This window comes from Nocardioides terrae (genome assembly GCF_900112345.1).
In the GTDB taxonomy this organism is placed as follows: Bacteria; Actinomycetota; Actinomycetes; order Propionibacteriales; family Nocardioidaceae; genus Nocardioides; species Nocardioides terrae.
In genome coordinates this window covers 133570-155682 of the sequence record NZ_FOLB01000002.1, presented here as the reverse complement: position 1 = coordinate 155682, position 22113 = coordinate 133570, and the positions used below count along the sequence as shown (strand labels likewise).

Here is a 22113-nt window from a genome sequence, read left to right as displayed (position 1 = left end):
CCATGCCCAGGAGCCGACCTGAGATCACCTCTGCCGGAGCGGTCGTCCTGCGCCGCGGTCGGGACGTTCTGCTGGTCCATCGTCCGAAGTACGACGACTGGTCCTTCCCCAAGGGCAAGCTCGAGCGCGGCGAGCACGTCACCGCCGCCGCCGTCCGCGAGGTCGAGGAGGAGACCGGGGTGCGCGTCCGGCTCGGCCGGCCGCTGTCGAGCCAGACCTACTCCGTCGGTCGCGCCCGCAAGACGGTGCACTACTGGATCGCGCGCGCGTCGGGCTCCGACGACGTCAGCGCCTACGCGCCCAACGCCGAGATCGACGAGGTCGCCTGGGTGCCGGTCAGCAAGGCCACCCGCGTGCTGACCTACCCCCATGACCGCGACACCCTCGCCGAGGCCCTCCAGCACCCCAAGCGGACCCGGACCGTCATCGTGCTGCGGCACGCCCAGTCCCGGGCGCGAAGGACCTGGCATGCCGAGGATGCGCTCCGGCCGCTGCTGGCCACCGGCCAGCGGCAGGCGGAGCGGCTGGTGCCGGTCCTCGAGGCGTACGGCGTCCGCCGGGTCATGACGAGCAGCAGCGTCCGCTGCGCGGACACCGTGGCGCCGTACTGCCGCACCACCGGCACCGAGCCCGAGCCGATCGACCGGCTCAGCGAGGAGCACGCCCGGCGGGGCAAGGTGCGCAAGCTGGTGCGGCGCACGGTGGAGGCCCTTGGCAAGACCGGCCCCACGGTGATCTGCACGCACCGCCCGGTGCTGCCGTTCATCTTCGACGAGCTCGGCCTGGACGACCCCAAGCTCGAGAAGGGCGAGCTGCTCGTCGTCCACCTGCGCCGGGGTCGCGTCGTCGCCAGCGAGCGCCACTGACCCGAGCCCTGCGGTGAGTCCGCAGCCCCGTTCACTCGGCGTCTGTCCTGTGGGTCACATCTCGTCGACAACCGGGCGTTCCGAGTTCACGCCGCGTTCACCGACGACCCCGATGACGGACACCTGACCTTCCTAGCCTCCTGGGCGAGACAGAGATTCGCTGAACACAGGAGATTCAGAAGTGATCACCACTTCCATCCGTCGGGCCCTCGTGCCCGGCGTGGCCGCCGCGGCGGTGGCCCTTTCGCTCGCCGGCTGCGGGTCGGACGACAGCGCCGACGCGAGCACCAGCGTCGGCGGCAGCAGCAGTGCGTCGGGCCTGAGCGGCACCGTCGCGGCCGGTGGCTCCTCCGCGCAGGAGAAGGCCCAGGAGGCCTGGCGCGCCGGATTCGGGGCGGACAACCCCGACGTCACCATCACCTACGACCCGGTCGGCTCCGGCACGGGTCGCGACAACTTCTACTCCGGCGCCTTCAAGTTCGCCGGCTCGGACTCGGCGATCCCCGCCGAGGACATGGAGAAGGCCACGGCCGCCTGCGGCGGCAGCGACGTCATCGAGGTCCCGGTCTTCATCTCCCCGATCGACATCGTCTTCAACGTCGAGGGTGTCGACAGCCTCGACCTCGACGCCACCACTGTCGCCAACATCTTCAACGGCACCATCAAGAAGTGGAACGACCCGGCGATCGCCGAGCTCAACGCCGACGCGACACTGCCCGACCTGGCGATCTCGCCGGTCCACCGCTCCGACTCCTCGGGCACCACCGACAACTTCACCGACTGGCTCTTCCAAGCCGGCGGCGGTGCGTGGAAGACCGAGCACAGCAGCGACTGGCCCGTCCAGTCCGGTGAGGCCGCGGAGGGGACCTCCGGTGTCGTCGGCGCCATCCAGGACGGCAACGGCACGATCGGCTACGCCGACGACAGCGCCGTGGCGAGCACCGAGCTCGGCAAGGTGTCCGTCAAGGTCGGCGACCAGTTCGTCGCCCCGTCGGCCGACGGCGCCGCCGCCGGTCTGGCCGCATCGAAGCTGGCCGACGGCGCAGCCGACACCCAGCTGGCCTACGCGATCAACCGCACCTCGACCGACCCGTCGGTCTACCCGGTCTTCCTGGTGTCGTACTTCATCGCCTGCCCGACCTACGACGACAAGGCCACCGCTGACGTCGTCAAGGGCTTCGGCCAGTTCGTCGTGTCGGAGCTCGGTCAGAAGGCCGCCGCCACGAACGCACTCTCGGCCCCGCTCCCGACCGACGTGGCCAGCAAGGCCGACGCCATCCTCGCCAAGATCGCGGCCAAGTAACCCAGATCGGCGTTCACCGCTGAGCAGCGGCGGGGTCTTCCGAGGCCTCGCCGCTGCGCAACGCAGAGCCGATCCCTCCGGCGCCACCCAGGAGTTCCGTGAGCACCACACCACAGCTCGAACAGGCCGAGCCGGGCGAGGACCTCGGCTCCCCCGGCCCGAGGTCGTCGACGAGCTACGGCCGCGGGGACCGGCTGTTCTCCGGCACCGCGTTGGCGTCGGGCCTGACCATCCTGGTCACGCTCGCCGCCGTCTTCGTCTTCCTCCTCCTCAAGGGCTTCCCCGGATTCTCGGCCGACCCCGACGTCTACGGCCCGTCCGCCAGCAACTTCTGGGGGTACGTCGGCCGGCTGCTGTTCGGCACCACGCTGGCCGCGATCATCGCGCTCGTCGTCGCCGTCCCGTTCTCATTCGCCCTGGCGCTGTTCACCTCCCACTACGCCCCGCGCCGGCTCGCGGCCCCGATCGCCTACGTGATCGACCTGCTGGCCGCCGTACCGTCGGTCGTCTTCGGCCTCTGGGGCGCGCGCACCCTGGCCGTCACGTCCCAGCCGGTGCAGCGCTGGCTCGACGCCCACCTCGGCTTCCTGCCGTTCTTCCACGGGCCGGTCTCCGCGACGGGCCGGACGATCCTGGTCGCCGGGATCGTGCTCGCGATCATGTGCATCCCGATCATCACCGCGATCAGCCGCGAGGTGTTCAAGCAGACCCCGCGGCTGCACGAGGAGGCGGCGCTCGCGCTCGGCGCGACCCGCTGGGAGATGGTCCGCTACGCGGTCTTCCCGCACTCGCGCTCCGGCATGGTCGCCGCCGTCATGCTCGGCCTCGGCCGTGCGCTCGGCGAGACGATGGCGGTCGCCATGGTGATGTCGTCGACGCCGATCGTCACGCTCAACCTGATCTCCTCGACCAACCCGGCGACGATCGCCTCCAACATCGCCGCCAACTACAAGGCCGAGGACAACCGAATCCAGACGGTCCTGCTGGCCACCGGCCTGGTGCTGTTCCTGTTCACCTTCCTGGTCAACTTCGCCGCGCGCTACATCGCCGGCCGTGGCGAGAGGGCGCAGCGATGAGCACCGCCGACCTGTTCGAGACGACGACGGGAAGTCTCAGGCGGCGCCGGGCCATGACCGACCGGCTCGTCACCGGCGTCATCTGGGCCGCCTTCGCCGCCACCCTCGTCCCGCTGGTCTGGCTGCTCTGGGTCGTGGTCAGCAAGGGGCTCCCGTCGATCGACGGCAACCTGCTCACCCACGACATGGTCCAGCGGCTCGACCCGACGACCGGCAAGCTGCAGGCCGGCGGAGGCCTCGAGCACGCGCTCTACGGCACCCTGCTCGTTACCCTCGGCGCGGTCGCGATCTCGGTCCCGATCGGCCTGTTCACCTCGATCTACCTCGTCGAGTACGGCGGCCGCAGCCGCGTCGCCCGGACCATCACCTTCCTGGTCGACGTGATGACCGGCATCCCCTCGATCGTCGCCGGGCTCTTCGGCCTGGCGCTCTTCACGCTGATCTTCGGCGTCGGCACCCGCATGGGCATCATGGGGTCGATCGCGCTGTCACTGCTCATGATCCCGACGGTGGTCAGGTCGGCCGAGGAGATGATGCGGCTCGTCCCGAACGACCTGCGCGAGGCGTCGTACGCCCTGGGCGTGCCGAAGTGGCGCACGATCGTCAAGGTCGTCATCCCGACCGCGCTGGGCGGCATCGTCACCGGCGTGATGCTCGCGATCTCCCGTGTCATCGGCGAGACCGCGCCGCTGCTGGTCGCCGTCGGCGCGGCCGAGGCCGTCAACCGCAACCTCTTCGACGGCCGGATGATGACGCTGCCCGTCTTCATCATGACGCAGTACGGCACCGCGACCCCCGAGGGCTACGACCGCGCCTGGGCCGGCGCGCTGCTCCTCATCGCCATCGTGATGGTGCTCAACCTCACCGCACGCCTCATCAGCCTCATCTTCGCCCCCAAGACCGGGCGCTAGTCAGGAGCACCAGTGGCCAAGAGCATCGACGTCAGCGACGTCAACATCTACTACGGCGACTTCAAGGCCGTCGAGGGCGTCAACATGACGATCCGGGCTCGGGCGGTCACCGCCTTCATCGGCCCGTCGGGCTGCGGCAAGTCGACCTTCCTGCGCACCCTCAACCGGATGCACGAGGTGATCCCGGGCGCGCGCGTCGAGGGCAAGATCGCCGTCTCCGGGCAGGACCTCTACGACTCCGCCGTCGACCCGGTCGAGGTGCGCCGGATGGTCGGCATGGTCTTCCAGCGGCCCAACCCGTTCCCGACGATGTCGATCTACGACAACGTCCTGGCCGGCAACCGGCTCAACTCGCGCAAGCTGAAGAGGCCCGACGCCGACGACATCGTTGAGCGGTCGCTGCGCGGCGCCAACCTCTGGAACGAGGTCAAGGACCGGCTCAACAAGCCCGGCATGGGCCTCTCCGGCGGCCAGCAGCAGCGGCTCTGCATCGCTCGCGCCATCGCCGTCGAGCCGCAGATCCTCCTCATGGACGAGCCCTGCTCGGCGCTCGACCCGATCTCGACCGCGGCGATCGAGGACCTGATCCACGACCTCAAGGACCGCTACACGATCGTGATCGTGACGCACAACATGCAGCAGGCGGCCCGCGTCTCCGACGACACCGGCTTCTTCAACCTCAAGGCCGCCGGCCAGCCCGGCCACCTGGTCGAGTTCAACCCGACCAAGAAGATGTTCACCAACCCCGACAACGAGTCGACCGAGGCCTACATCTCCGGCCGCTTCGGCTGAGTCGGCGTCTTGCTCACGGTGACCGTTCGGTCCGACCCCGCGAACGGCATCCGCCGCGGCGCAGTGCACAAGGTCAGGTGCGCGGGAGACGGGAGCCGGACCGCCGGTTGCGCGCAGGGGAGCGGCCTCCCCTAGATTGGAGCCCGTTCGCCTCCGCCTCCCCAGGAGTACTCCGTGCGTTTCCGCATCCGACCGGTCGACACGACTTTCTACGACCTCTTCACCGAGGCGGCCAGCCACCTCGTGACGGGTGCCCGGCTCCTCGCGGAGATGCTGGCGGAGGGCGCCGACCAGATCGACGTCGCCAAGCGGATGCGCGAGGCCGAGCACGCCGCCGACGAGACGACCCACGCGATCGTGCGCCGGGTCAACTCCGTCTTCGTGACCCCGTTCGACCGCGAGGACATCTACTCGCTCGGGTCCGGCCTCGACGACATCATGGACCTGATGGACGAGGTGGTGGACATGATCCTCGTCTACGAGGTCAAGGTCCTCCCGTCGGACCTCTCCGACCAGGTCGAGGTGCTGCAGCGCTGCGCCGAGCTGACCGCGGCCGCGATGCCCAACCTGCAGTCGATGAAGTCGCTGCAGGAGTTCTGGATCGAGGTCAACCGCCTCGAGAACGAGGGTGACCGCAACCACCGGCGGATCCTGGCGACGATCTTCTCCGGAGAGTTCAAGGCCGTCGAGGTCCTGAAGCTCAAGGACATCGTCGAGGCGCTGGAGTCGGCGATCGACGGGTTCGAGCGGGTCGCGAACATCGTCGAGCAGATCGCCCTCAAGGAGTCCTGAGCGCGACCATGGAACTCGCCATCGTCATCACGGTGGTCGTCGTCGCCCTTGCCTTCGACTACACCAACGGCTTCCACGACGCCGCCAACGCGATCGCCACCTCGGTCTCGACGCGAGCGCTCACCCCGCGGATCGCGCTCACCCTCGCGGCGGTCATGAACTTCGTCGGCGCGCTGCTCGGCCAGAAGGTCGCGCACACGGTCGCCGACACCCTCGACATCAGCGCCGACGACGCCAAGAACGCCCTGGTGATCGTGCTCGCGTCGTTGCTCGGCGCGATCGTCTGGAACCTCGTCACCTGGTACTTCGGCCTGCCCTCCTCCTCCACGCACGCCCTCATCGGCGGCCTGGTCGGAGCGGCGCTCGCCGCCGGCCCCGACCTCGCGGTCGTGCGCTGGCACACCATCATCGACAAGGTCATCATCCCGATGGTGATCTCGCCGATCGTCGGCTTCTGCCTCGCGTTCCTGGTGATGCTCGCGATCATGTGGATCTTCCGGAACCGTCCGGCGGCCAAGGTCAACCGCGGCTTCCGCGGCATGCAGACCGTCTCCGCGGCCGCCCTCGCGCTGGGCCACGGCCTCCAGGACGCCCAGAAGACGATGGGCGTCATCTTCCTCGCCCTCGTCTCCAGCGGGCACGCCGACGAGTCCGACGGTCTTCCGCTGTGGGTCATCGTCTGCGCGGCCGGCGCCATCTCCCTGGGCACCTACTCCGGCGGCTGGCGGATCATGCGCACGCTCGGCCGCAAGATCATCCACCTCGACCCGCCGCGCGGCTTCTCAGCCGAGGCGGTCGGTGCGTCGGTGCTCTACACGACGGCCTACGTCTGGCAGGCGCCGATCTCCACCACCCACACGATCACCAGCGCGATCATGGGCGCCGGCGCCACGAAGCGCATCTCCGCCGTGCGGTGGGGCGTCGCGGGCAGCATCGTGACGGCCTGGGTGCTCACCTTCCCGGCGGCCGGCCTCGCCGCCGCGGCGGCGTACGAGGTCCTGCGCCTCGTCTTCGGCGTCTGACGCCCGGCCGGCGCCTGGACCGTCCGGCCTGCCGCTAGACCGCCCGCCGGCGCCGCTGCCGCTCGATGAGCGTCTCGTGCAGGTCGACGGTGCCGTCGTTGCGGATCCAGGCCCCGTCGGCGTCGAGCAGCCACGCGGACGTGCTCGGCGCGAAGGCGAGGTCGAAGAGGTCGGCCACCCCGGTGACGTGGTCCTCGAGCGGCAGCCGGACGAGCACCTCGACGCGCCGGTCGAGGTTGCGGTGCATCAGGTCGGCCGAGCCGAGCCACGCGACCGGTTCGCCGCCGTTGGCGAACCAGAACAGCCGTGAGTGCTCCAGGAACCGGCCGAGGATCGACCGGACGGTGATCGTCTCCGACAGCCCGGGGACGCCGGGGCGCAGGGAGCAGATGCCGCGGACGAGTACGTCGACCCTGACCCCGGCCTGCGAGGCGAGGTAGAGCGCGTCGATGACCGCCTCGTCGACGACCGAGTTGGCCTTGAGCCGGATGTGGGCGGGACGGCCCGCGCGGTGGTGCGCGATCTCGGCGTGGATCTGCTCGACGATCCCCTCGCGGACCGTCGCCGGTGCCACGAGGAGCTGCTCGTAGGACGCGTTGCGCGACCAGCCGGACAGGTTGTTGAACAGGTGCGCGACGTCCTCGCCGATGGCCTCGTCGGCGGTGATCAGGCCGTAGTCCTCATACAGCCGCGACGTCTTCGGGTTGTAGTTGCCGGTCCCGATGTGGGTGTAGCGACGGATACCGCCGCCGTACGCGCCCTCGTCGCGCACGACCATGGCGAGCTTGCAGTGCGTCTTGAGGCCGATGAGGCCGTAGACGACGTGGCAGCCGGCCTGCTCGAGCTTGCGCGCCCAGCGGATGTTGGCCGACTCGTCGAAGCGAGCCTTGATCTCGACCAGGACGAGCACCTGCTTGCCGGACTCGGCGGCGTCGATCAGGGCGTCGATGATGGGGGAGTCGCCGGAGGTGCGGTAGAGCGTCTGCTTGATCGCCAGCACGTGCGGGTCGGCCGCCGCCTGCTCGAGGAAGCGCTGCACCGAGGTGGCGAACGAGTCGTAGGGGTGGTGCAGCAGGATGTCGCGGCGCCGCGCGGCCTTGAAGACGTCGACGGGCGCGGCGGACTCGACGTCGGCGAGGCGGTGGTGGGTCGTCGGCAGGAACGCGGCGAACTTCAGCTCCTCCCGGTCGATGTCGGCGATCGCGTGCAGGCCGCGCAGGTCGAGCGGGCCGGGGAGCCGGAAGACCTCCGACGACGAGACGCCCAGCTCGGAGACGAGCAGGTCGAGCACCGAGTCCGAGATCGACGACTCGACCTCGAGCCGCACCGGCGGGCCGAAGCGACGTCGGAGCAGCTCCTTCTCGAGCGCGGCGAGCAGGTTCTCGGCGTCGTCCTCCTCGACCTCGACGTCCTCGTTGCGGGTGACCCGGAAGGTGTGCACCTCCAGGACCTCCATGCCCGGGAAGAGCCGCTTGAGGTGCTCGCCGATGATGTCCTCGAGCGGGACGAAGCGGTCGTTGCCGACCGAGACGAAGCGGGTGAGGTTGGGCGGCACCTTCACCCGCGCGAAGTGCTCCTTGCCGGTCCGCGGGTCGCGGATGAGGACGGCCAGGTTGAGGCTGAGCCCGGAGATGTAGGGGAACGGGTGGGCCGGGTCGACGGCCAGCGGCGTCAGGATCGGGAAGACCCGCTCCTTGAAGAGCTTCTTGCACTGCTTCTGCTCCGGTGCGGTCAGGTCGTCCCACCGGACCAGCTCGATGCCCTCCTTCCACAGGCCGGGCACGACCTGCTCGGAGAAGACAGCGGCGTGCCGCTCGGAGAGCTCGCGCGTCGTGCGCCAGATCAGCTCGAGCACCTCGCGCGGCATCAGCCCGGAGGCGGCGCGAACGGCGAGCCCGGCGGCGATCCGCCGCTTCAGACCGGCCACCCGGACCATGAAGAACTCGTCGAGGTTGGAGGCGAAGATCGCCAGGAACCGCGCCCGCTCGAGGAGCGGCAGGGTCGGTTCCTCGGCGAGCTCGAGCACACGCTGGTTGAAGTGCAGCCAGGACAGCTCACGGTCGAGGAACCGGTCCTCGAACTGCTCGACCGCGGCCAGCGCCTCGTGGTCCGGCTGGTAGGGCGGGTCGACGTCGAAGGACTCGACTCCACCGAGATCGTTGTCGGTGAAGGGCTCCAGCGTCATGATCCGAGTGTCCCACCGACTGGTGAACTCCAGATGACGGTCGCTCCGGCCGGCGTAAGTGACCCACCGGTAAGTTTCACCTCCGTGAGCCTCCTGTCCACGCCCTCGTCCCTCGTCCGCTCGACCCTCGCGTCGCTGGTCGGCTCCGCCGAGCGGGTCGCTCTGGCCACCGCGCTGGTGCTCCCGGAGCCGGTCCAGCGGCGACTGGCCGGGAGGCCGGTCGTGGTCGACGGCCAGACGCTGGCCACCGACACCCAGCTGATGCTCAGACTGGCGAAGGTGGCCGGACCGGCGATCGAGTCGCTGCCGATCGACAAGGGACGCACGGTGCTGGTGCACCAGTCACGGATGGCGGGCGGCGAGCAGCCGATCGGCAGGGTGGAGACGCTGCGGGCGGCCGGTCATGACGTCCGGCTCTACACCCCGACCGCCGTCTGCGCCTCCGTCGAGCCGGGGCCGCTGTTGGTCTTCTTCCACGGCGGCGGGTTCATCTACGGCGACCTCGACTCCCACGACGCCGCCGTGCGCTTCCTCGCCGAGGAGTCCGGCGTCCGCGTGCTCGCGGTCGACTACCGGCTCGCTCCCGAGGCGCCGTTCCCGGCGGCCTACGAGGACGCCGTCGAGGTCTTCCAGTGGGTCCGCGACAACGCCGGCGCGGTCGGCGCCGACCCCGACCGGATCGGCGTCGGTGGCGACTCCGCTGGCGGCAACCTGGCCACCGGCGTCGCGCTCGCGGTCACCGACGCGTGCGCGTTCCAGCTGCTCATCTACCCCGTGACGCAGTTCGACGAGCAGACCGGGAGCCGCCGCCGCTTCCGGACCGGCTACTTCCTCACGTCCGACTTCATCGACCTCGCCGGGTCGTCGTACGTCCCGGCGGGCACCGACCCGCGCGACCCCCGCCTCTCCCCACTCCATGCGGACGTGCCCGCAAGGGTCGCTCCGGCGTTCGTCGCCACCGCAGGGTTCGACCCGCTGCGCGACGAGGGCGAGGCGTACGCGGCCAAGCTGGCCGCGGCCGGCGTCCAGGTCGAGACCTGGCGCTACCCCGACCAGATCCACGGCTTCTTCAACGTCCTGCTCGCCCGCTCCTCGCGCGCCGCAGCGGCCGATCTCGCCGTAGCGCTCAGGAAGGGTCTCGGCGCCTGAGGGCCGACCGGCGCGGATCAGCGGCGGCCGACCTCCGGGCGCCAGCGGAGCAGCTCACGGGTGAGCGCGTCGGCGTCGACCTGACGGGCGTCGAGGACGACCGCCGAGGTGCCGGGGCGGGACAGCTCGACCCGCCAGCGACGCTGACCGGGGCGGCCGACCACCTTCAGGTCGGTGTTCCGGTCGTAGAGGTCGAACGACTCCGTCCGGCCGCCGCGCTCCACCGCGAGGACGCCATCGTCGGTCACGGTCACGGCGTCGGGTGACCCGGCCGCGGCGAAGGAGCGTACGTCGACCTGGCGGGCCGGCCCCGCGGCCGGCTCGCTCTCGGACTCGGCGGACGCGTCCGCGTCACCCGCTCGCCGCGCCTCGTCGACCTTGGCCCACTCGTCCCGGAGCCAGGCGCGCTGGGTCTCGCCGGCACCCGGCGGGGGGGCCTCCTCGCCAACCGAGGGCGGCTCGAAGGCGGAGGACACGACCGGGATCGACCCCGTCTCGTCCAGCGCGCGGACCTCCGTGGCGTCGAGCGAGGATGGGGCCGCGACGGCTTCGTGCAGCGCTGCGACGCTGCGCTTGGACCCCTTCTCCCGCAGCGCCCGGGTCACGCCCTCGCGCAACGCGACCAGCTCGGCCGCGAGCTCGGCGAGCCGGCGCTCGGCGGCGAGCCGCTCCTGCAGGGCGGTCTCGACCAGCTCGGTGTTGTGCCGGATCGAGGACTCGACCGCCTGCCGGTCGATGGCCCGCTGGGCCGCGACCTCCTCGGCCTGCGCCCGCAGCCGGTGGGCCTCGGCCGCCTCGGCACGAGCCGCCTCGAGCTCGGCCAGGACGTCCTGCGTGCGCTGGTGGGCCTCGGCCAGCTCGCGCTGCACCTCGCGGGTCTTGTCCGCCTGGGCCCTGGCCGCCTGCTCGGCGCCGTCGCGGGCCGCCTGGGCCAGGATCGCGGCCTCCTCGGCCTCGAGCCGGGCGTCGAGCGCCTCCATCACCTTGGCGGCCGCGGCCTGGGCGTCGGCGAGCGCCTCGGCGCGGCCCTGGTGGGCGCGGTCGGCGGTCTCGTGGGCCGCGCGGGCGATCTCGGCCTGCTCCTCCACCTTCTTCAGCGCCGCCTGTGCCGCTTCGGCGGACTGCTGCGCCGCGAGTGCCTGCTGCTGGGCAGCGGTCTCGGCCTCGCCCCGCAGGGCATGGGCGAGCTTGGCCGCCTCGGCTGCCGTCCGGGCCGCGGCCTCGGCGTGCGCACGCTGCTCGTGGGCGGAGTGGGCCGCGTTGGCCTGCTTGTAGCTCTGCCTCTCCGCCTCCTGGCGGGCCGCCGCGTGCTCGGCGACGAGCCGGTCGGCCTCCTCGCGGGCGGCCGCCGACGCGGCGAGCGCCTCCTCGCGGATGCGGTGCGCCTCGGCCATCGCGTCCTCGCGCTCCGCCGTCGCTCGGGCCACCGCCTGCTCGCGCTCGGTCGCTGTCGCGGCCGCGGTGGCCTCGGCCTCGCTGCGGGCCTGGTTGGCGACCGCGGCAGCAGCGGCGAGCGACGCCGCCGACTCCTCGGCCTGGACGCGCGCCTGGTGGGCCGCCGCGGCCGCCTGTGCCTGCTGGTCCAGCCGCTCGCGGTGGTCCGCCTCCTGCGCCTGCAGCCGCTCCGCCACCTCGGCCTGCGTCGTGGCGAGCACCTGCTCGGCCGCGGTCCGGGCGTCGTACGCCGCCGCTGCCTCTTCCGCCTTCGCGCGTGCCGCGGCCTCGGCCTCGTGGCGTGCCTCGTGCGCGGTGGTGGCGGCCTCGAGCTGCTCGGCGGCGAGCTGCTCGAGGTGGGTGCGGATCTCGGTGTGCTCGGTGACCTTGCGGTCGGCGTCGGCGTGCGCGGCCGACGAGCTGGCGGCTGCTGCCTGCACGATCCGCCGCGCCTCGGCGAGGGCGCGGTCGGAGTGGTCCCGCGCGGCGGCCATGGTCTGCTCGGCCTCGGCCTTCGCGGCGGCGACGGCCGCCTCGGCATCCGCCTTCACGGCGGCGACGGCGGCGGCGGCCTGGGCCCTCGACGCACCGATGGCCGACTCGGCCTCCGCGGTCGCCGCGGTGACCGTGGTCCGCGCCTCCCGCGCTGCCGCCTCCAGCGACTGCTCCGTCTGCTGGCGAGCAGTGTCGACCAGCGACCTGGCGTGCGCGTGCGCGGCGGCGACGGCCTCGTCGGCCTCGCGTCGGGCGGCGGCGAGCTCTTCGTCGGCCCTCTGCCGGGCCTCGGACTGCGCCTGTTCGGCGGCGGCCCGGGCGTCGTGGGCGGCGGCGGCCTCGGCGGCCCGTTCCGCGGCGGCGGCCTCGGCCGCGACTCGTGCCTGGTGGGCGGCGGCGGCCGCCTCGGACTGCTCGCGCAGGTGGGCGGCGGCCTCCTCGGCCTGCGTCCGCAGCCGCTGCTCGGTCTCGGCGTGAGCGGCGGCGAGCGCCTGCTCGGCCTGCTCGCGGGCCTGGTGGGCACCGGCGGCCTCGATGGCCCGTTCGGCCGACGCGTCCTCGGCCTCCTTGCGGGCCTGCTCCCCGGCGGCTGCGACTCCGGCGAGCGCGCGGGCGGCGTCCTCGGCGCGGGTCCGCGCCTCGGTCAGCTCGTCCAGCTGGGCCTTGAGGTCGGCCTCACGGCTGGCGGCCAGCTTGACCGCCTCCGCGTGCCGGCGTACCGCCTCCTCCGTCGCCGCCGCCTGCGCCTCCGCGCGCTCCTCGGCCTCCCGGCGAGCGGCCTGTGCGGCCTCCGCGGAGGCCTCGGCCTCCGCGTGCCGACGCGCGGCCTCCTCGACGGCGGTCTCGGCGGTGACCCGGGCCTCGTGAGCGGCCGCTGCGGCGGTCGCGTGCTCGTGGGCGGCGCGGTCGGACTCCTCGGCCGTACGCCGGGCCTCCGCTGCGCTCTCCTCGGCGGCGAGCCGCTCGGCGGCCTGGGCGGCGGCGGCCTGCTCGGCCAGCGCGCGAAGCCGTGCTGCGGCCTCCGCGGCCGCGGCCTGGTCGCGGGCGCGCGCCTCGAGGTCGGCGAGCGAGCGCCCGGCCGCCTGTGTGGAGGCGGCCTGGTCGCTGCCTGCCTGGTCCGGTCGAGCCGGCGTCGGGCTGTCCGGTGTCTGCGGGTTGCTCGCGTCGGCGGGGGGCTGCTGCGTCGATGAGCTCGAGTCGCTCCCCGAGCGCCGGAACCACCGGCGGTCGGACGGGTTCTGGGGCTGGTCCATTTCCGGCTGATCCTATCGGCCGGGACGGTCCGGCTCAGTTATCCGTTCGGTCACGGTGGCATGGGCAGGAAGGGGGCGCCGACCAGCGGCGCCTCGACCAGCGGGTGCCTCAGTAGACGATCGCCTGCACACCCTCGCCGAGGATCTCCTCGGCGAAGACGGCGGCGCCCTTGATCACCGCGCCGTCGACGAGGTCGTCCTCGGTGAGCCCGCGGCGCAGCGCGCACTGGCTGCAGACCGTGACCGTGCCCGAGGTGAGCACCAGCGCGAGCAGGTCCTCGACAGGTGTCGCGTGCTCGAGGTCGAGGGACGCCCGGCCGGGGACGGCGAACCACGCAGCCTCTCCGGTCAGCCACAGGCTGACCGACGCGCCCGCGGCGGCCGCTGACGCGGCGATGGTGAACGCCTGGTTCGCGCGCTCGGGCTCCTCGGAGCCGGCGGTGCACTTCACGACGAGGGACCTCACGGCGTCCGACCCTAGACCGCGCGCCGACTAGACTCGCCGACCGTGGCCTTCGAGATCCCCGACAACCTGCACCCCGACTGCGGCCCCGTCGCCTGGATGCTCGGGACGTGGCGCGGCAACGGCCACGGGGACTACCCGACGATCGACGGGTTCCAGTTCGGCCAGGAGCTGATCTTCACCCACGACGGGCGGCCGTTCTTCCACTACTTCGCCCGCTCCTGGATCGTCGACGACAACGGCGAGGTGGTCCGCAACGCCGCGCTCGAGACCGGCTTCCTGCGCTGCAAGCCGGGCGAGGAGCCGGGCGAGGCCAAGGTCGAGCTCGTCCTCGCGCACAACACCGGCTTCGCCGAGATCTGGTACGGCCAGGCCGCCGGCGGCAAGCTCGAGATCGTCACCGACGCGGTCGCGCGCACCGAGACCGCCAAGGAGTACGCCGGCGGGAAGCGTCTCTACGGCAACGTCGAGGGCGACCTGCTCTACGCCTTCGACATGACCGCAATGGGTCAGGCGCTCCAGCCGCACCTGTGGGCGCGCCTGCAGCGGGCGTGAGTCCGATGGCGGCCGACGACACCGGGCAGGACACCGGGCAGGACACCGGGCAGGACAGCGACTGGCGCAGCCGGCTGCGGGCCCAGGGCTACCGCCTCACCCCCCAGCGCGAGCTGATCCTCGCGGCCGTCGAGCGCCTCGACCACGCGACCCCCGACGAGATCTTCGCCGAGGTCTCGACGCAGTCGACGGCCATCAACATCTCCACCGTCTACCGGACGCTGGAGGTCCTCGAGGAGCTCGGGCTGGTCCGCCATCTCCACCTGTCCGACCGCGCGCCGACGTACCACTCCGTCCACGCCGGCCCCGCCCACTTCCACCTGTCCTGCCGGAATTGCGGGCAGGTCATCTCGGTTGACGAAGACAGGGCCGCCGAGTTCGTCGGGCGGCTGCGCGAGGACGCCGGCTTCGAGGCCGACGTCGCGCACCTGACGATCTTCGGGGCGCACGTGCCCGAGTGCCCGAGTCCGGAGGAAGCCCATGACCACGACCACTAGCCCGCTGCTGAGCCTGCCCGGCGCTGTCGCCGGCGACGGCGTCGACGCGGCCGTCGCCGCGCACTACGGCTCCTTCAACAACGAGCAGCGGCTGCTCGAGTCGGGTGAGGGGTTCGTCGACCTCTCCCACCGCGACGTCGTGGTCGTCTCGGGCCCGGACCGGCTCACCTGGCTGCACTCGCTGACCTCCCAGGCTTTCGAGGGCCTCGAGCCGGGCGTCTGGACGGCCGCGCTGATCCTCTCGCCGCAGGGCCACATCGAGCACCACTTCGCCGGCGTCGACGACGGCACCGCCTTCACGGCCTGGACCGAGCCGGGGTACGGCGAGCCGCTCGCCGCGTTCCTCGAGAAGATGAAGTTCTGGTCAGACGTCACGGTCTCCCTCTCGAGCTCCCTGGTCGTCGCGTGGCGGCCGTCCGGATATCTGTTCGTGCCCCGCGACCAGCTCGCGACCTTCGCAGAGGCGGCCGGGCCGCCCGCGGGGATGTGGGCGTTCGAGGCGCTGCGGATCGCTCGCGGCGAGCCGCGGTTCGGCGTCGACACCGACCACCGGACCATTCCCAACGAGGCCGGCTGGCTCCCGGCCCAGCCGGACCAGTCCGACGCCGTCGGCTTCCTGCCCGCCGTCCACCTCGACAAGGGCTGCTACCGCGGTCAGGAGACCGTCGCCCGGGTGCACACCCTCGGTCGACCGCCGCGCCGGCTCACCCTGCTCCACCTCGACGGCTCCGAGAACCGCCTGCCTGCTGCCGGGTCACCGGTCATCCACGGTGAGCCCGAGAACGGGAAGAGCGTCGGCTTCGTCGGCTCCTCCGCTCGGCACTACGAGCTCGGCCCCATCGCGCTCGCGGTCCTGAAGCGCAACGTGCCGCTCGACGCCACCCTGACCGTCGACGGCATGCCGGCGGCCCAGGAGGTCATCGTGGATCCGGAGGTCGGGATGCATGTGCGGCCGCGGCTCTGAGCGCGCCGCACGGTCCTGACCGGGCGCGTCGACGGCCCGGCCCAGCGACATGGGATCAGGGCCGGGCGAACTGGACGTGCGTGTCGGCCGGCTCATGGGTGAACCCGAGCCCGGAGTAGAGCCGGACGGCGGCCGTGTTGGTCGCCTCCACGTAGAGGTGCACCGACTCCACGTCGCTGAGGTGGACCAGGCCCAGCGCCGTGAGGACCTTCCCGAGGCCACGGCCCTGCGCGGCCGGTGAGATGCCGACGACGTACACCTCTCCGAGGGCGGGGGAGTGCCGCTTGGTCCAGTGGAAGCCGAGCATCTGGCCGTCGGCGGACCACGCCTCGATGAGGCCCTCGGGCTCGAACCACGGCTCGGCCATCCGCTCGCGCAGGTCCGCCGCCGACAGGGAGCCCTGCTCGGGGTGGTGGGCGAAGGCGGCTGCGTTGACCCGCAGCAAAGAGCGCTCGTCGCCGGGCTGGAACCCCCTGACCGTCACGTCGTCCGGGACGGACAGCACCGGGAGCGGGAGCGAGCTCGGTCGCCGCATCACCCACAGCTCGCGGACCGGGCGGAAGCCGTGGGCGGCCGCCAGCGCCGCCGCACCCGGGAGGCTGCCATGCGACCAGCCGACCAACGGCCCCGAGGTCTGCTCCAGCAGCCGCGAGAGGAGTCGCGAGCCGAGACCGTGCGAGCGCGCCGACGGCCGTACGACGACCGACACCTGATCCCCGACCAGCAGCGCGAACCCCTCCGGATCGACCACGCTGCGGACCGAGTCCGGCCGATGCCGCAGGGTCAGTCGGGTCGCCTCGTCGAGCGGGTCGACCCCGTCGGCAGCGGCGGCGTCGTCGGCCAGAGCGAGCACATCGTCCACGCCTGCCACCCTAGTGAGCGACCCGACGGCCGAGCAGGAGGAGGCGGGATGAGGCGCGACGAGGCGGGGTCAGGCCTGCGGCGTCATGAGCCGGGCGTCCGCCTCGGCCGACTTCGTCGGCAGCACGAACCGGTAGCCCACGTTGCGCACCGTCCCGATGAGCGTCTCGTTCTCGGGGCCGAGCTTGGCGCGCAAGCGCCGCACGTGCACGTCGACGGTGCGGGTGCCGCCGAAGTAGTCGTAGCCCCAGACCTCCTGCAGCAGCTGCTGCCGGGAGAAGACCCTGCCGGGGTGCTGAGCGAGGAACTTGAGGAGCTCGAACTCCTTGAAGGTCAGGTCGAGCGAACGGCCGCTGACCTTGGCGGTGTAGGTCGCCTCATCCACCACGACCTCGCCCGAGCGGATGACGTGGGCATCGGGGTCCACGGCGTCGCGGGCGGCGGCGAGCCGGCCGATGGCCAGCTTGATGCGCGCCTCGAGCTCGGCCGGGCCGCAGGTGTAGAGCACGACGTCGTCCATGCCCCAGTCGTGGGCGACGACAGCGAGGCCGCCCTCGGTCACGATGAGCAGGACGGGGATCTCGGTGCCCGTCGTCCGGATCAGGCGACACAGGTCGCGGGCGTGGGCGAGGTCCTGGCGACCGTCGACCAGGAGCAGATCGGCGTCCGGCGCCTCGAGGAGGGCGGCGCCCTGTGCCGGCAGGATCTTGACCGAGTGGCCGAGCAGGGAGAGCCCGGGCAGCACCTCGACCGAGGGCTGCAGAGCGCTGGTCAGCAGAAGCAGGGTGCTCATGGCACGACCTCCAGTTCACGTGGAGCCGTTCGGAGCACCAAGACGCAACGCTGGGCCTCGGTGTGATGCTGTCAGCGCATACTAGCGAAACCGTGCCGACATCTGCCGAGGAGAACGTCCACGTGGGACAGATCGAGATCCACTACTGGGCCGCCGCGAAGGCGGCGGCCGGTGTCGCGCAGGACGTCCTCGAGGTCGCCGAGGCGGTGACGCTCAGCGAGGTCGTACGGCGAGCGGTCGACCTCCACCAGGACACCCGCCTGGCCGACGTACTCCAGGTGTGTTCCGCGCTTGTCGACGATCGTCCCGTGAAGCGTCTCGACCCGGAGACCGTCCTGGTCGAGCCGGGCCAGTCGGTGGAGTTCCTGCCGCCGTTCGCGGGCGGCTGACGAGCGCCGAAAAAATTCTTCCGACGCATCCGTGACCCTGTGACGTCTGTCTCGTTCTACTGGGCAGTAACCGACGGGGCCGCTGGCCGGCCCACCCACAGGGAGCGTGTAGATGAACGTTTTTCGGAAGACGTCCGCCGGAGTTGCTGGTCTGGCCCTCGCCCTCGGCGGTGTCACGCTGGTGACGACCGTCGAGGTCCAGGCCGCGACGGCCCCGTGCGCTGCGGAGAACCAGGCTGCCGGTGCCGCGCAGAACGACGCCGCCAACCGGGGCACCGACTACACCAAGGCGAAGCGGAAGCTGCGGAGGGCGCAGAGGGCCTACCGCCAGCACCACACGACCGCCAACAAGCGGAAGGTGCGCAAGGCGAAGCGGGCTCGCCGGGTGGCCCACCGCCGCTACCGCGCCGCCGTCGCCACCGCCAACACCGCCGCGGCGAACGCGAACAGGTGCCAGGCGTCCGCCGCCCCGGCCACTCCCGCCACGCCCGCCACGCCCGCCACTCCGGCCCAGATCCAGGACCAGTTCATGGCCGCACTCGGTCAGGGCGCGCAGGCTCTGACCGGTGCGATCCAGCAGGCCTCCGAGGCCCTCGCCGGCGCCGGTGTCCCGATGGACAGCCTGCAGCCCGTCGTCGGCGCGCTCACCGACGCGATCCAGTCCGGTGCCGCCGACCCGCAGGACCTCCCGGCCATCGCCCAGGACTTCGCCGACGCGCTGCAGAGCGGTGCTGACCCGTCGGCGCTCGCCGAGCAGTTCCAGCAGTTCCTCGAGAGCCTGTCCGGCACCGGTCTCTCGCCCGACGCGTTCTTCGACGCGGCCCAGCCGATCATCGACGCGCTCGAGAGCGCCGGCCTCCCCGCCGGCCAGTTCGCGGCCGCTCTCCAGGCGGCCCTGGACACCTTGGCCAGCGGTGGGCTCCCGAGCGACCCCGCTGACGCGGCCGGCCTGATCGACAGCGTGATCGACAGCATCCAGTCGGCCCTGCCGGAGCCCGCCGCACCGCTCGACGACGCGCTCGAGCAGATCCAGACCGGCCTGGACGGCGTCCTCGGCGGTCTGCTCGGCGGCCTCCTCGGCTGACCGCGAGCATCCGCAGCACCAGGCGAGGCCGTCCCGCATCCGCGGGGCGGCCTCGTCCGCTCGCTGGGAATCCCCACCGCCCCGTCTGACGTTGAACATCACATGACCGGACTCTGGGTGGCGCTGGCCGCGATCGCCATCGCACTGGTCTTCGGCACCTTCCGGGCCCTCACCGACGGCCGCTTCCGCGGCACGCACAAGCCCGCCGGCCACCCTTCGCTGGTCGAGGAGGGCCGGCACCCTTCGCTGGTCGAGGAGGGCCGCCGGGCCCGTCTCGAAACCACCGCCTGGACCCAGCTCGGCGCCGCCGCGACCAGCACCGAGCTCGGCGAGCGGGCGACACTGGTGCAATTCTCGAGCGCGTTCTGCGCCCCCTGCCGGGTCACCCGCCGCGTGCTGAGCGACGTCGCCGAGACGACCCCTGGCGTCGTCCACCTCGAGGTCGACGCAGAGCACCACCTCGACGCGACCCGCCGGCTCGGCATCCTGCGCACGCCGACCACGCTGATCCTCGACCCCACCGGCCGGGAGATCGCCCGAGCGGCTGGAGCACCCCGCAAGGACCAGGTCCTGGCCACGATCCCCGCTCGGGATCTCACTTGACGAGACGACGGTCCGAATGATGAGACACGAGTTCGCCCCCCGAGCGAACCGCCCCTAGGGTTGTTGACATGTCCTCGACCATGCTCACCAAGCGCCGCGCAGTGGATCACTGCCGCGTGCGCTCGGCGCTGTGTCGAATGTCGTCCTGAGCCAGTTCCAGCCCAGTAGACGACCCGACCGCTGCCCAGCGGTCCCAGGAGAGCCATGTCCACCACTGCTTCCGCGCGCACCGGCGCCCGGCCCGAGGCCGGCTCCGGCATCGACCCGCGCGGCCCGCAGTTCAACGCCGCGGTCACGGTCGTCGTACTCGTCGCCATCCTCGTGACCGCGGGCACGGCCGTCGGCACGGTCCTGACCGCCGTGCAAGCGGCGCTCTTCGCGTGGGGCGCGATCGGGGGCGTCCAGACGACGATCCACGCGAAGGTCTTCAAGGCGCTGATCCGCCCCCGTCTCGCGAGCCCCGACCACCTCGAGGACCCGGCGCCGCCCCGGTTCGCGCAGGCGGTGGGCCTCGGGTTCGCCGCGGTCGCCCTGGTCGGCTTCCTCGTCGGCGGCACGACCGTGGGCACGGTCGCGATCGCCCTCGCGCTCGTCGCAGCCACCCTCAACGCGGTCTTCCGCTTCTGCCTCGGCTGCGAGGTCTACCTGCTCATCAAGCGCGCCACCAGCTGACCGCGCCCCCGACAACAAGGCACAGCAAGTCCCAGACCCCCTCGCCGGCCGCCGGCGAGAAAAGAAAGGTAAGACACATGAGCCGCGAGAACTCCCTCGTCTCCGCCCAGTGGGTGGAGGAGCACCTCGACGACCAGAACGTCGTCCTGATCGAGGTCGACGAGGACACCTCGTCCTACGACAAGGGCCACATCCGGGGCGCCATCAAGCTCGACTGGACCACCGACCTGCAGGACCAGGTCCGCCGCGACTTCCTCAACAAGGAGCAGTTCGAGGCCCTGCTGTCGAGCCACGGCGTCGGCAACGACCACACCGTGGTCCTCTACGGCGGCAACAACAACTGGTTCGCCGCCTACGCCTACTGGTACTTCAAGCTCTACGGCCATCAGGACGTCAAGCTGCTCGACGGCGGCCGCAAGAAGTGGGAGCTCGACAGCCGCGAGCTGACCGACGAGGTCCCGGACCGCGCCGCGACGACGTACGTCGCCCAGGAGCAGGACCGCTCCATCCGTGCCTTCCGCGACGAGGTCGTCGCCGCCATCGGCAGCCACAACCTCGTCGACGTGCGGAGCCCCGACGAGTACGCCGGCCGCCTCCTCGCCCCGGCCCACCTCCCGCAGGAGCAGTCGCAGCGCGCCGGCCACGTCCCGACGTCGGTCAACGTCCCGTGGAGCAAGAACGCCAACGACGACGGCACCTTCAAGTCCGACGAGGAGCTGCAGAAGCTCTACGCCGAGGTCGGCTTCGACGAGTCCAAGGACACCATCGCGCTGTGCCGCATCGGCGAGCGGTCCTCGCTCACCTGGTTCGTGCTCCAGGAGCTGCTCGGCAAGAAGAACGTGAAGAACTACGACGGCTCGTGGACCGAGTACGGCTCCCTCGTCGGCGTTCCGATCGCCCTCGGCGACGAGCCGGGCCAGGCCGACGGGAAGAGCGCCTGATGTGCGGCGCGACTGAGGGCGGTCTGAGTCTCGCCGGCGTCGACGTCACCAAGGAGGCCGTGATCCAGGGCAAGGTCGTCCGTGGCGGCGACCCGGTGGGCGGCGCGTACGTCCGCCTGCTCGACCGCACCGGCGAGTTCACCGCCGAGGTCCCGACCAGCGCGACCGGACACTTCCGGTTCTTCGCCGGCGACGGCGACTGGACGCTGCGCACCCTCGCGCCGAAGGCCGAGCCGGTCGACCGCAAGGTCCGCGCCGCGGTCGGCAGCGTCGCCGAGGTCGAGATCTCCCTCTGACCAACACACACACCACGAAGCCCGCCCGGGAACCCGGGCGGGCTTCGTCGTCTCTGGAAAAGCGCTCAGAACTCCTCAGCTCAGCCGGACCCCGGCCGATCAGGTGGACTAGACAATTCTTGTGATCCAGACCACCCTCTGAGCGAATTCGCGCCGTATCACGCCTAGCCGTGTGAGCGTGCGCGTTTCACGCGCGCCGGATTTCACCAACTGCCTGCGGGCGCTCCGACGGCCGTGGTTCGCTAGCGCCTCCGCACAGACTTAACGACCGCTGGCTTCTGTCGAGCGGCCCGCAGGAGGAGTTGCACACATGAAGAAGGTCATCGCCAGCCTGTTCACGGCCACCCTGATGGCAGCTGGCCTGGTGACGGTGTCGGGGGGCACCTCCGCGAACGCCGCCACGAGCCACGTCTACCCCAACACGGTCGGCACTGCCACCAAGGTCAACGGCCCGAAGAAGGTCAAGCACGGCAAGCGGGTCCGGGTCCGTCCGGTCGTCAGCTCCGCTGCCAAGGGCACCGTCACGGTGACGATCCGCCGTGGCCGCACGCTGGTCAAGCGCGTCCACGTCGCTCCGGGCACGCGGGTCTACTTCCGCGCTCGCAAGTCCGGCAAGTACTTCATCAAGGCCGTCTACACGCCGGCCCCGAACACCGCGTTCAAGGCGTCGACCTCGAAGAAGAAGGTCATCCGCGTCAAGTGATCGCCTGAGCTTCA

The 22113-nt window shown here is 71.6% G+C and carries 23 protein-coding genes; 18 read left to right on the top strand and 5 right to left on the bottom strand.

Features of this window, described 5'->3' with window-relative positions; all coding sequences use genetic code 11:
- Nucleotides 1-2 precede the first annotated feature (2 nt).
- The 7 genes from BM236_RS03595 (at nucleotide 3) to BM236_RS03565 (ending at nucleotide 6762) form a co-directional block, all read left to right on the top strand.
- A complete protein-coding gene (locus BM236_RS03595; RefSeq protein WP_091120317.1) occupies nucleotides 3-866 on the top strand; it encodes an NUDIX hydrolase in 864 nt (287 codons plus the stop codon).
- Between the two features lie 181 nt (nucleotides 867-1047).
- Nucleotides 1048-2169, top strand: coding sequence for a phosphate ABC transporter substrate-binding protein PstS (locus BM236_RS03590; protein ID WP_175507535.1), 1122 nt, complete (start codon nucleotides 1048-1050; stop codon nucleotides 2167-2169).
- Nucleotides 2170-2267: 98 nt separating this feature from the next.
- Entirely contained in the window at nucleotides 2268-3245 is a 978-nt protein-coding gene (gene pstC, locus BM236_RS03585; RefSeq protein ID WP_091120314.1) for a phosphate ABC transporter permease subunit PstC, read from the top strand.
- Complete coding sequence (gene pstA / locus BM236_RS03580) at nucleotides 3242-4156, top strand: phosphate ABC transporter permease PstA (RefSeq protein WP_091120312.1); 915 nt, start codon at nucleotides 3242-3244, stop codon at nucleotides 4154-4156. Before pstC ends, pstA begins: the two co-directional genes overlap by 4 nt.
- A 12-nt stretch (nucleotides 4157-4168) precedes the next feature.
- Entirely contained in the window at nucleotides 4169-4948 is a 780-nt protein-coding gene (gene pstB, locus BM236_RS03575) for a phosphate ABC transporter ATP-binding protein PstB (protein ID WP_091120309.1), read from the top strand.
- Between the two features lie 174 nt (nucleotides 4949-5122).
- Nucleotides 5123-5740 carry a DUF47 domain-containing protein gene (locus tag BM236_RS03570; RefSeq protein WP_091120308.1) on the top strand — a complete coding sequence of 206 codons (618 nt, stop codon included), beginning with the start codon at nucleotides 5123-5125 and terminating at the stop codon, nucleotides 5738-5740.
- Between the two features lie 8 nt (nucleotides 5741-5748).
- Complete coding sequence (locus BM236_RS03565; protein ID WP_091120305.1) at nucleotides 5749-6762, top strand: inorganic phosphate transporter; 1014 nt, start codon at nucleotides 5749-5751, stop codon at nucleotides 6760-6762.
- A 34-nt stretch (nucleotides 6763-6796) separates the two neighbouring features.
- Here the strand turns inward: BM236_RS03565 and BM236_RS03560 are convergent, their stop codons facing one another.
- Nucleotides 6797-8947 (bottom strand): RNA degradosome polyphosphate kinase, encoded by a 2151-nt coding sequence (locus BM236_RS03560; protein ID WP_091120302.1) that lies wholly within the window; start codon nucleotides 8945-8947, stop codon nucleotides 6797-6799.
- An 84-nt stretch (nucleotides 8948-9031) separates the two neighbouring features.
- Here BM236_RS03560 and BM236_RS03555 point away from each other — a divergent pair, with 84 nt between their 5' ends.
- Nucleotides 9032-10096, top strand: coding sequence for an alpha/beta hydrolase (locus BM236_RS03555; protein ID WP_245750110.1), 1065 nt, complete (start codon nucleotides 9032-9034; stop codon nucleotides 10094-10096).
- Nucleotides 10097-10113: 17 nt separating this feature from the next.
- Here BM236_RS03555 and BM236_RS03550 read toward each other — a convergent pair whose 3' ends face one another.
- Both BM236_RS03550 and BM236_RS03545 read right to left on the bottom strand, forming a co-directional pair.
- Nucleotides 10114-13278 (bottom strand): coiled-coil domain-containing protein, encoded by a 3165-nt coding sequence (locus tag BM236_RS03550; RefSeq protein ID WP_091120298.1) that lies wholly within the window; start codon nucleotides 13276-13278, stop codon nucleotides 10114-10116.
- 109 nt (nucleotides 13279-13387) lie between these two features.
- Nucleotides 13388-13744: a DsrE family protein gene (locus tag BM236_RS03545; RefSeq protein ID WP_091120297.1), complete on the bottom strand. Its 357-nt coding sequence runs from the start codon at nucleotides 13742-13744 to the stop codon at nucleotides 13388-13390.
- Nucleotides 13745-13786: 42 nt separating this feature from the next.
- Between BM236_RS03545 and BM236_RS03540 the strand changes: the two genes are divergently transcribed.
- The 3 genes from BM236_RS03540 to ygfZ are packed head-to-tail and all read left to right on the top strand — an operon-like array spanning nucleotide 13787 to nucleotide 15757.
- Nucleotides 13787-14296: a heme-binding beta-barrel domain-containing protein gene (locus BM236_RS03540; protein WP_091120294.1), complete on the top strand. Its 510-nt coding sequence runs from the start codon at nucleotides 13787-13789 to the stop codon at nucleotides 14294-14296.
- Between the two features lie 5 nt (nucleotides 14297-14301).
- Nucleotides 14302-14793 (top strand): Fur family transcriptional regulator, encoded by a 492-nt coding sequence (locus BM236_RS03535; protein WP_091120783.1) that lies wholly within the window; start codon nucleotides 14302-14304, stop codon nucleotides 14791-14793.
- Nucleotides 14777-15757 carry a CAF17-like 4Fe-4S cluster assembly/insertion protein YgfZ gene (gene ygfZ, locus BM236_RS03530; protein WP_091120293.1) on the top strand — a complete coding sequence of 327 codons (981 nt, stop codon included), beginning with the start codon at nucleotides 14777-14779 and terminating at the stop codon, nucleotides 15755-15757. Before BM236_RS03535 ends, ygfZ begins: the two co-directional genes overlap by 17 nt.
- A gap of 55 nt (nucleotides 15758-15812) precedes the next feature.
- Here ygfZ and mshD read toward each other — a convergent pair whose 3' ends face one another.
- Nucleotides 15813-16619: a mycothiol synthase gene (gene mshD, locus BM236_RS03525; RefSeq protein ID WP_091120290.1), complete on the bottom strand. Its 807-nt coding sequence runs from the start codon at nucleotides 16617-16619 to the stop codon at nucleotides 15813-15815.
- Nucleotides 16620-16688: 69 nt separating this feature from the next.
- On the bottom strand, nucleotides 16689-17411 hold the full coding sequence (locus tag BM236_RS03520) for a response regulator transcription factor (RefSeq protein ID WP_091120289.1): 723 nt from the start codon (nucleotides 17409-17411) through the stop codon (nucleotides 16689-16691).
- A 92-nt stretch (nucleotides 17412-17503) separates the two neighbouring features.
- Here BM236_RS03520 and BM236_RS03515 point away from each other — a divergent pair, with 92 nt between their 5' ends.
- The 7 genes from BM236_RS03515 to BM236_RS03480 all read left to right on the top strand — a co-directional run bounded on the left by BM236_RS03515 (nucleotide 17504) and on the right by BM236_RS03480 (nucleotide 22099).
- Nucleotides 17504-17800, top strand: coding sequence for a MoaD/ThiS family protein (locus BM236_RS03515; RefSeq protein WP_245750109.1), 297 nt, complete (start codon nucleotides 17504-17506; stop codon nucleotides 17798-17800).
- 112 nt (nucleotides 17801-17912) lie between these two features.
- The gene (locus tag BM236_RS18845; protein WP_175507534.1) at nucleotides 17913-18884 is read left to right on the top strand and encodes a hypothetical protein; all 972 of its coding nucleotides are present in this window, start codon (nucleotides 17913-17915) and stop codon (nucleotides 18882-18884) included.
- A gap of 102 nt (nucleotides 18885-18986) precedes the next feature.
- Nucleotides 18987-19487, top strand: coding sequence for a TlpA family protein disulfide reductase (locus tag BM236_RS03500; RefSeq protein WP_091120280.1), 501 nt, complete (start codon nucleotides 18987-18989; stop codon nucleotides 19485-19487).
- A 204-nt stretch (nucleotides 19488-19691) separates the two neighbouring features.
- A complete protein-coding gene (locus BM236_RS03495) occupies nucleotides 19692-20159 on the top strand; it encodes a DUF4395 domain-containing protein (protein ID WP_091120279.1) in 468 nt (155 codons plus the stop codon).
- Nucleotides 20160-20236: 77 nt separating this feature from the next.
- Nucleotides 20237-21100: a sulfurtransferase gene (locus BM236_RS03490; RefSeq protein WP_091120276.1), complete on the top strand. Its 864-nt coding sequence runs from the start codon at nucleotides 20237-20239 to the stop codon at nucleotides 21098-21100.
- A complete protein-coding gene (locus BM236_RS03485; RefSeq protein ID WP_091120274.1) occupies nucleotides 21100-21396 on the top strand; it encodes a DUF1416 domain-containing protein in 297 nt (98 codons plus the stop codon). The genes BM236_RS03490 and BM236_RS03485 overlap by 1 nt, the downstream gene beginning before the upstream one ends.
- 310 nt (nucleotides 21397-21706) lie before the next feature.
- Nucleotides 21707-22099 carry a hypothetical protein gene (locus tag BM236_RS03480; protein ID WP_091120272.1) on the top strand — a complete coding sequence of 131 codons (393 nt, stop codon included), beginning with the start codon at nucleotides 21707-21709 and terminating at the stop codon, nucleotides 22097-22099.
- Nucleotides 22100-22113 lie beyond the last annotated feature (14 nt).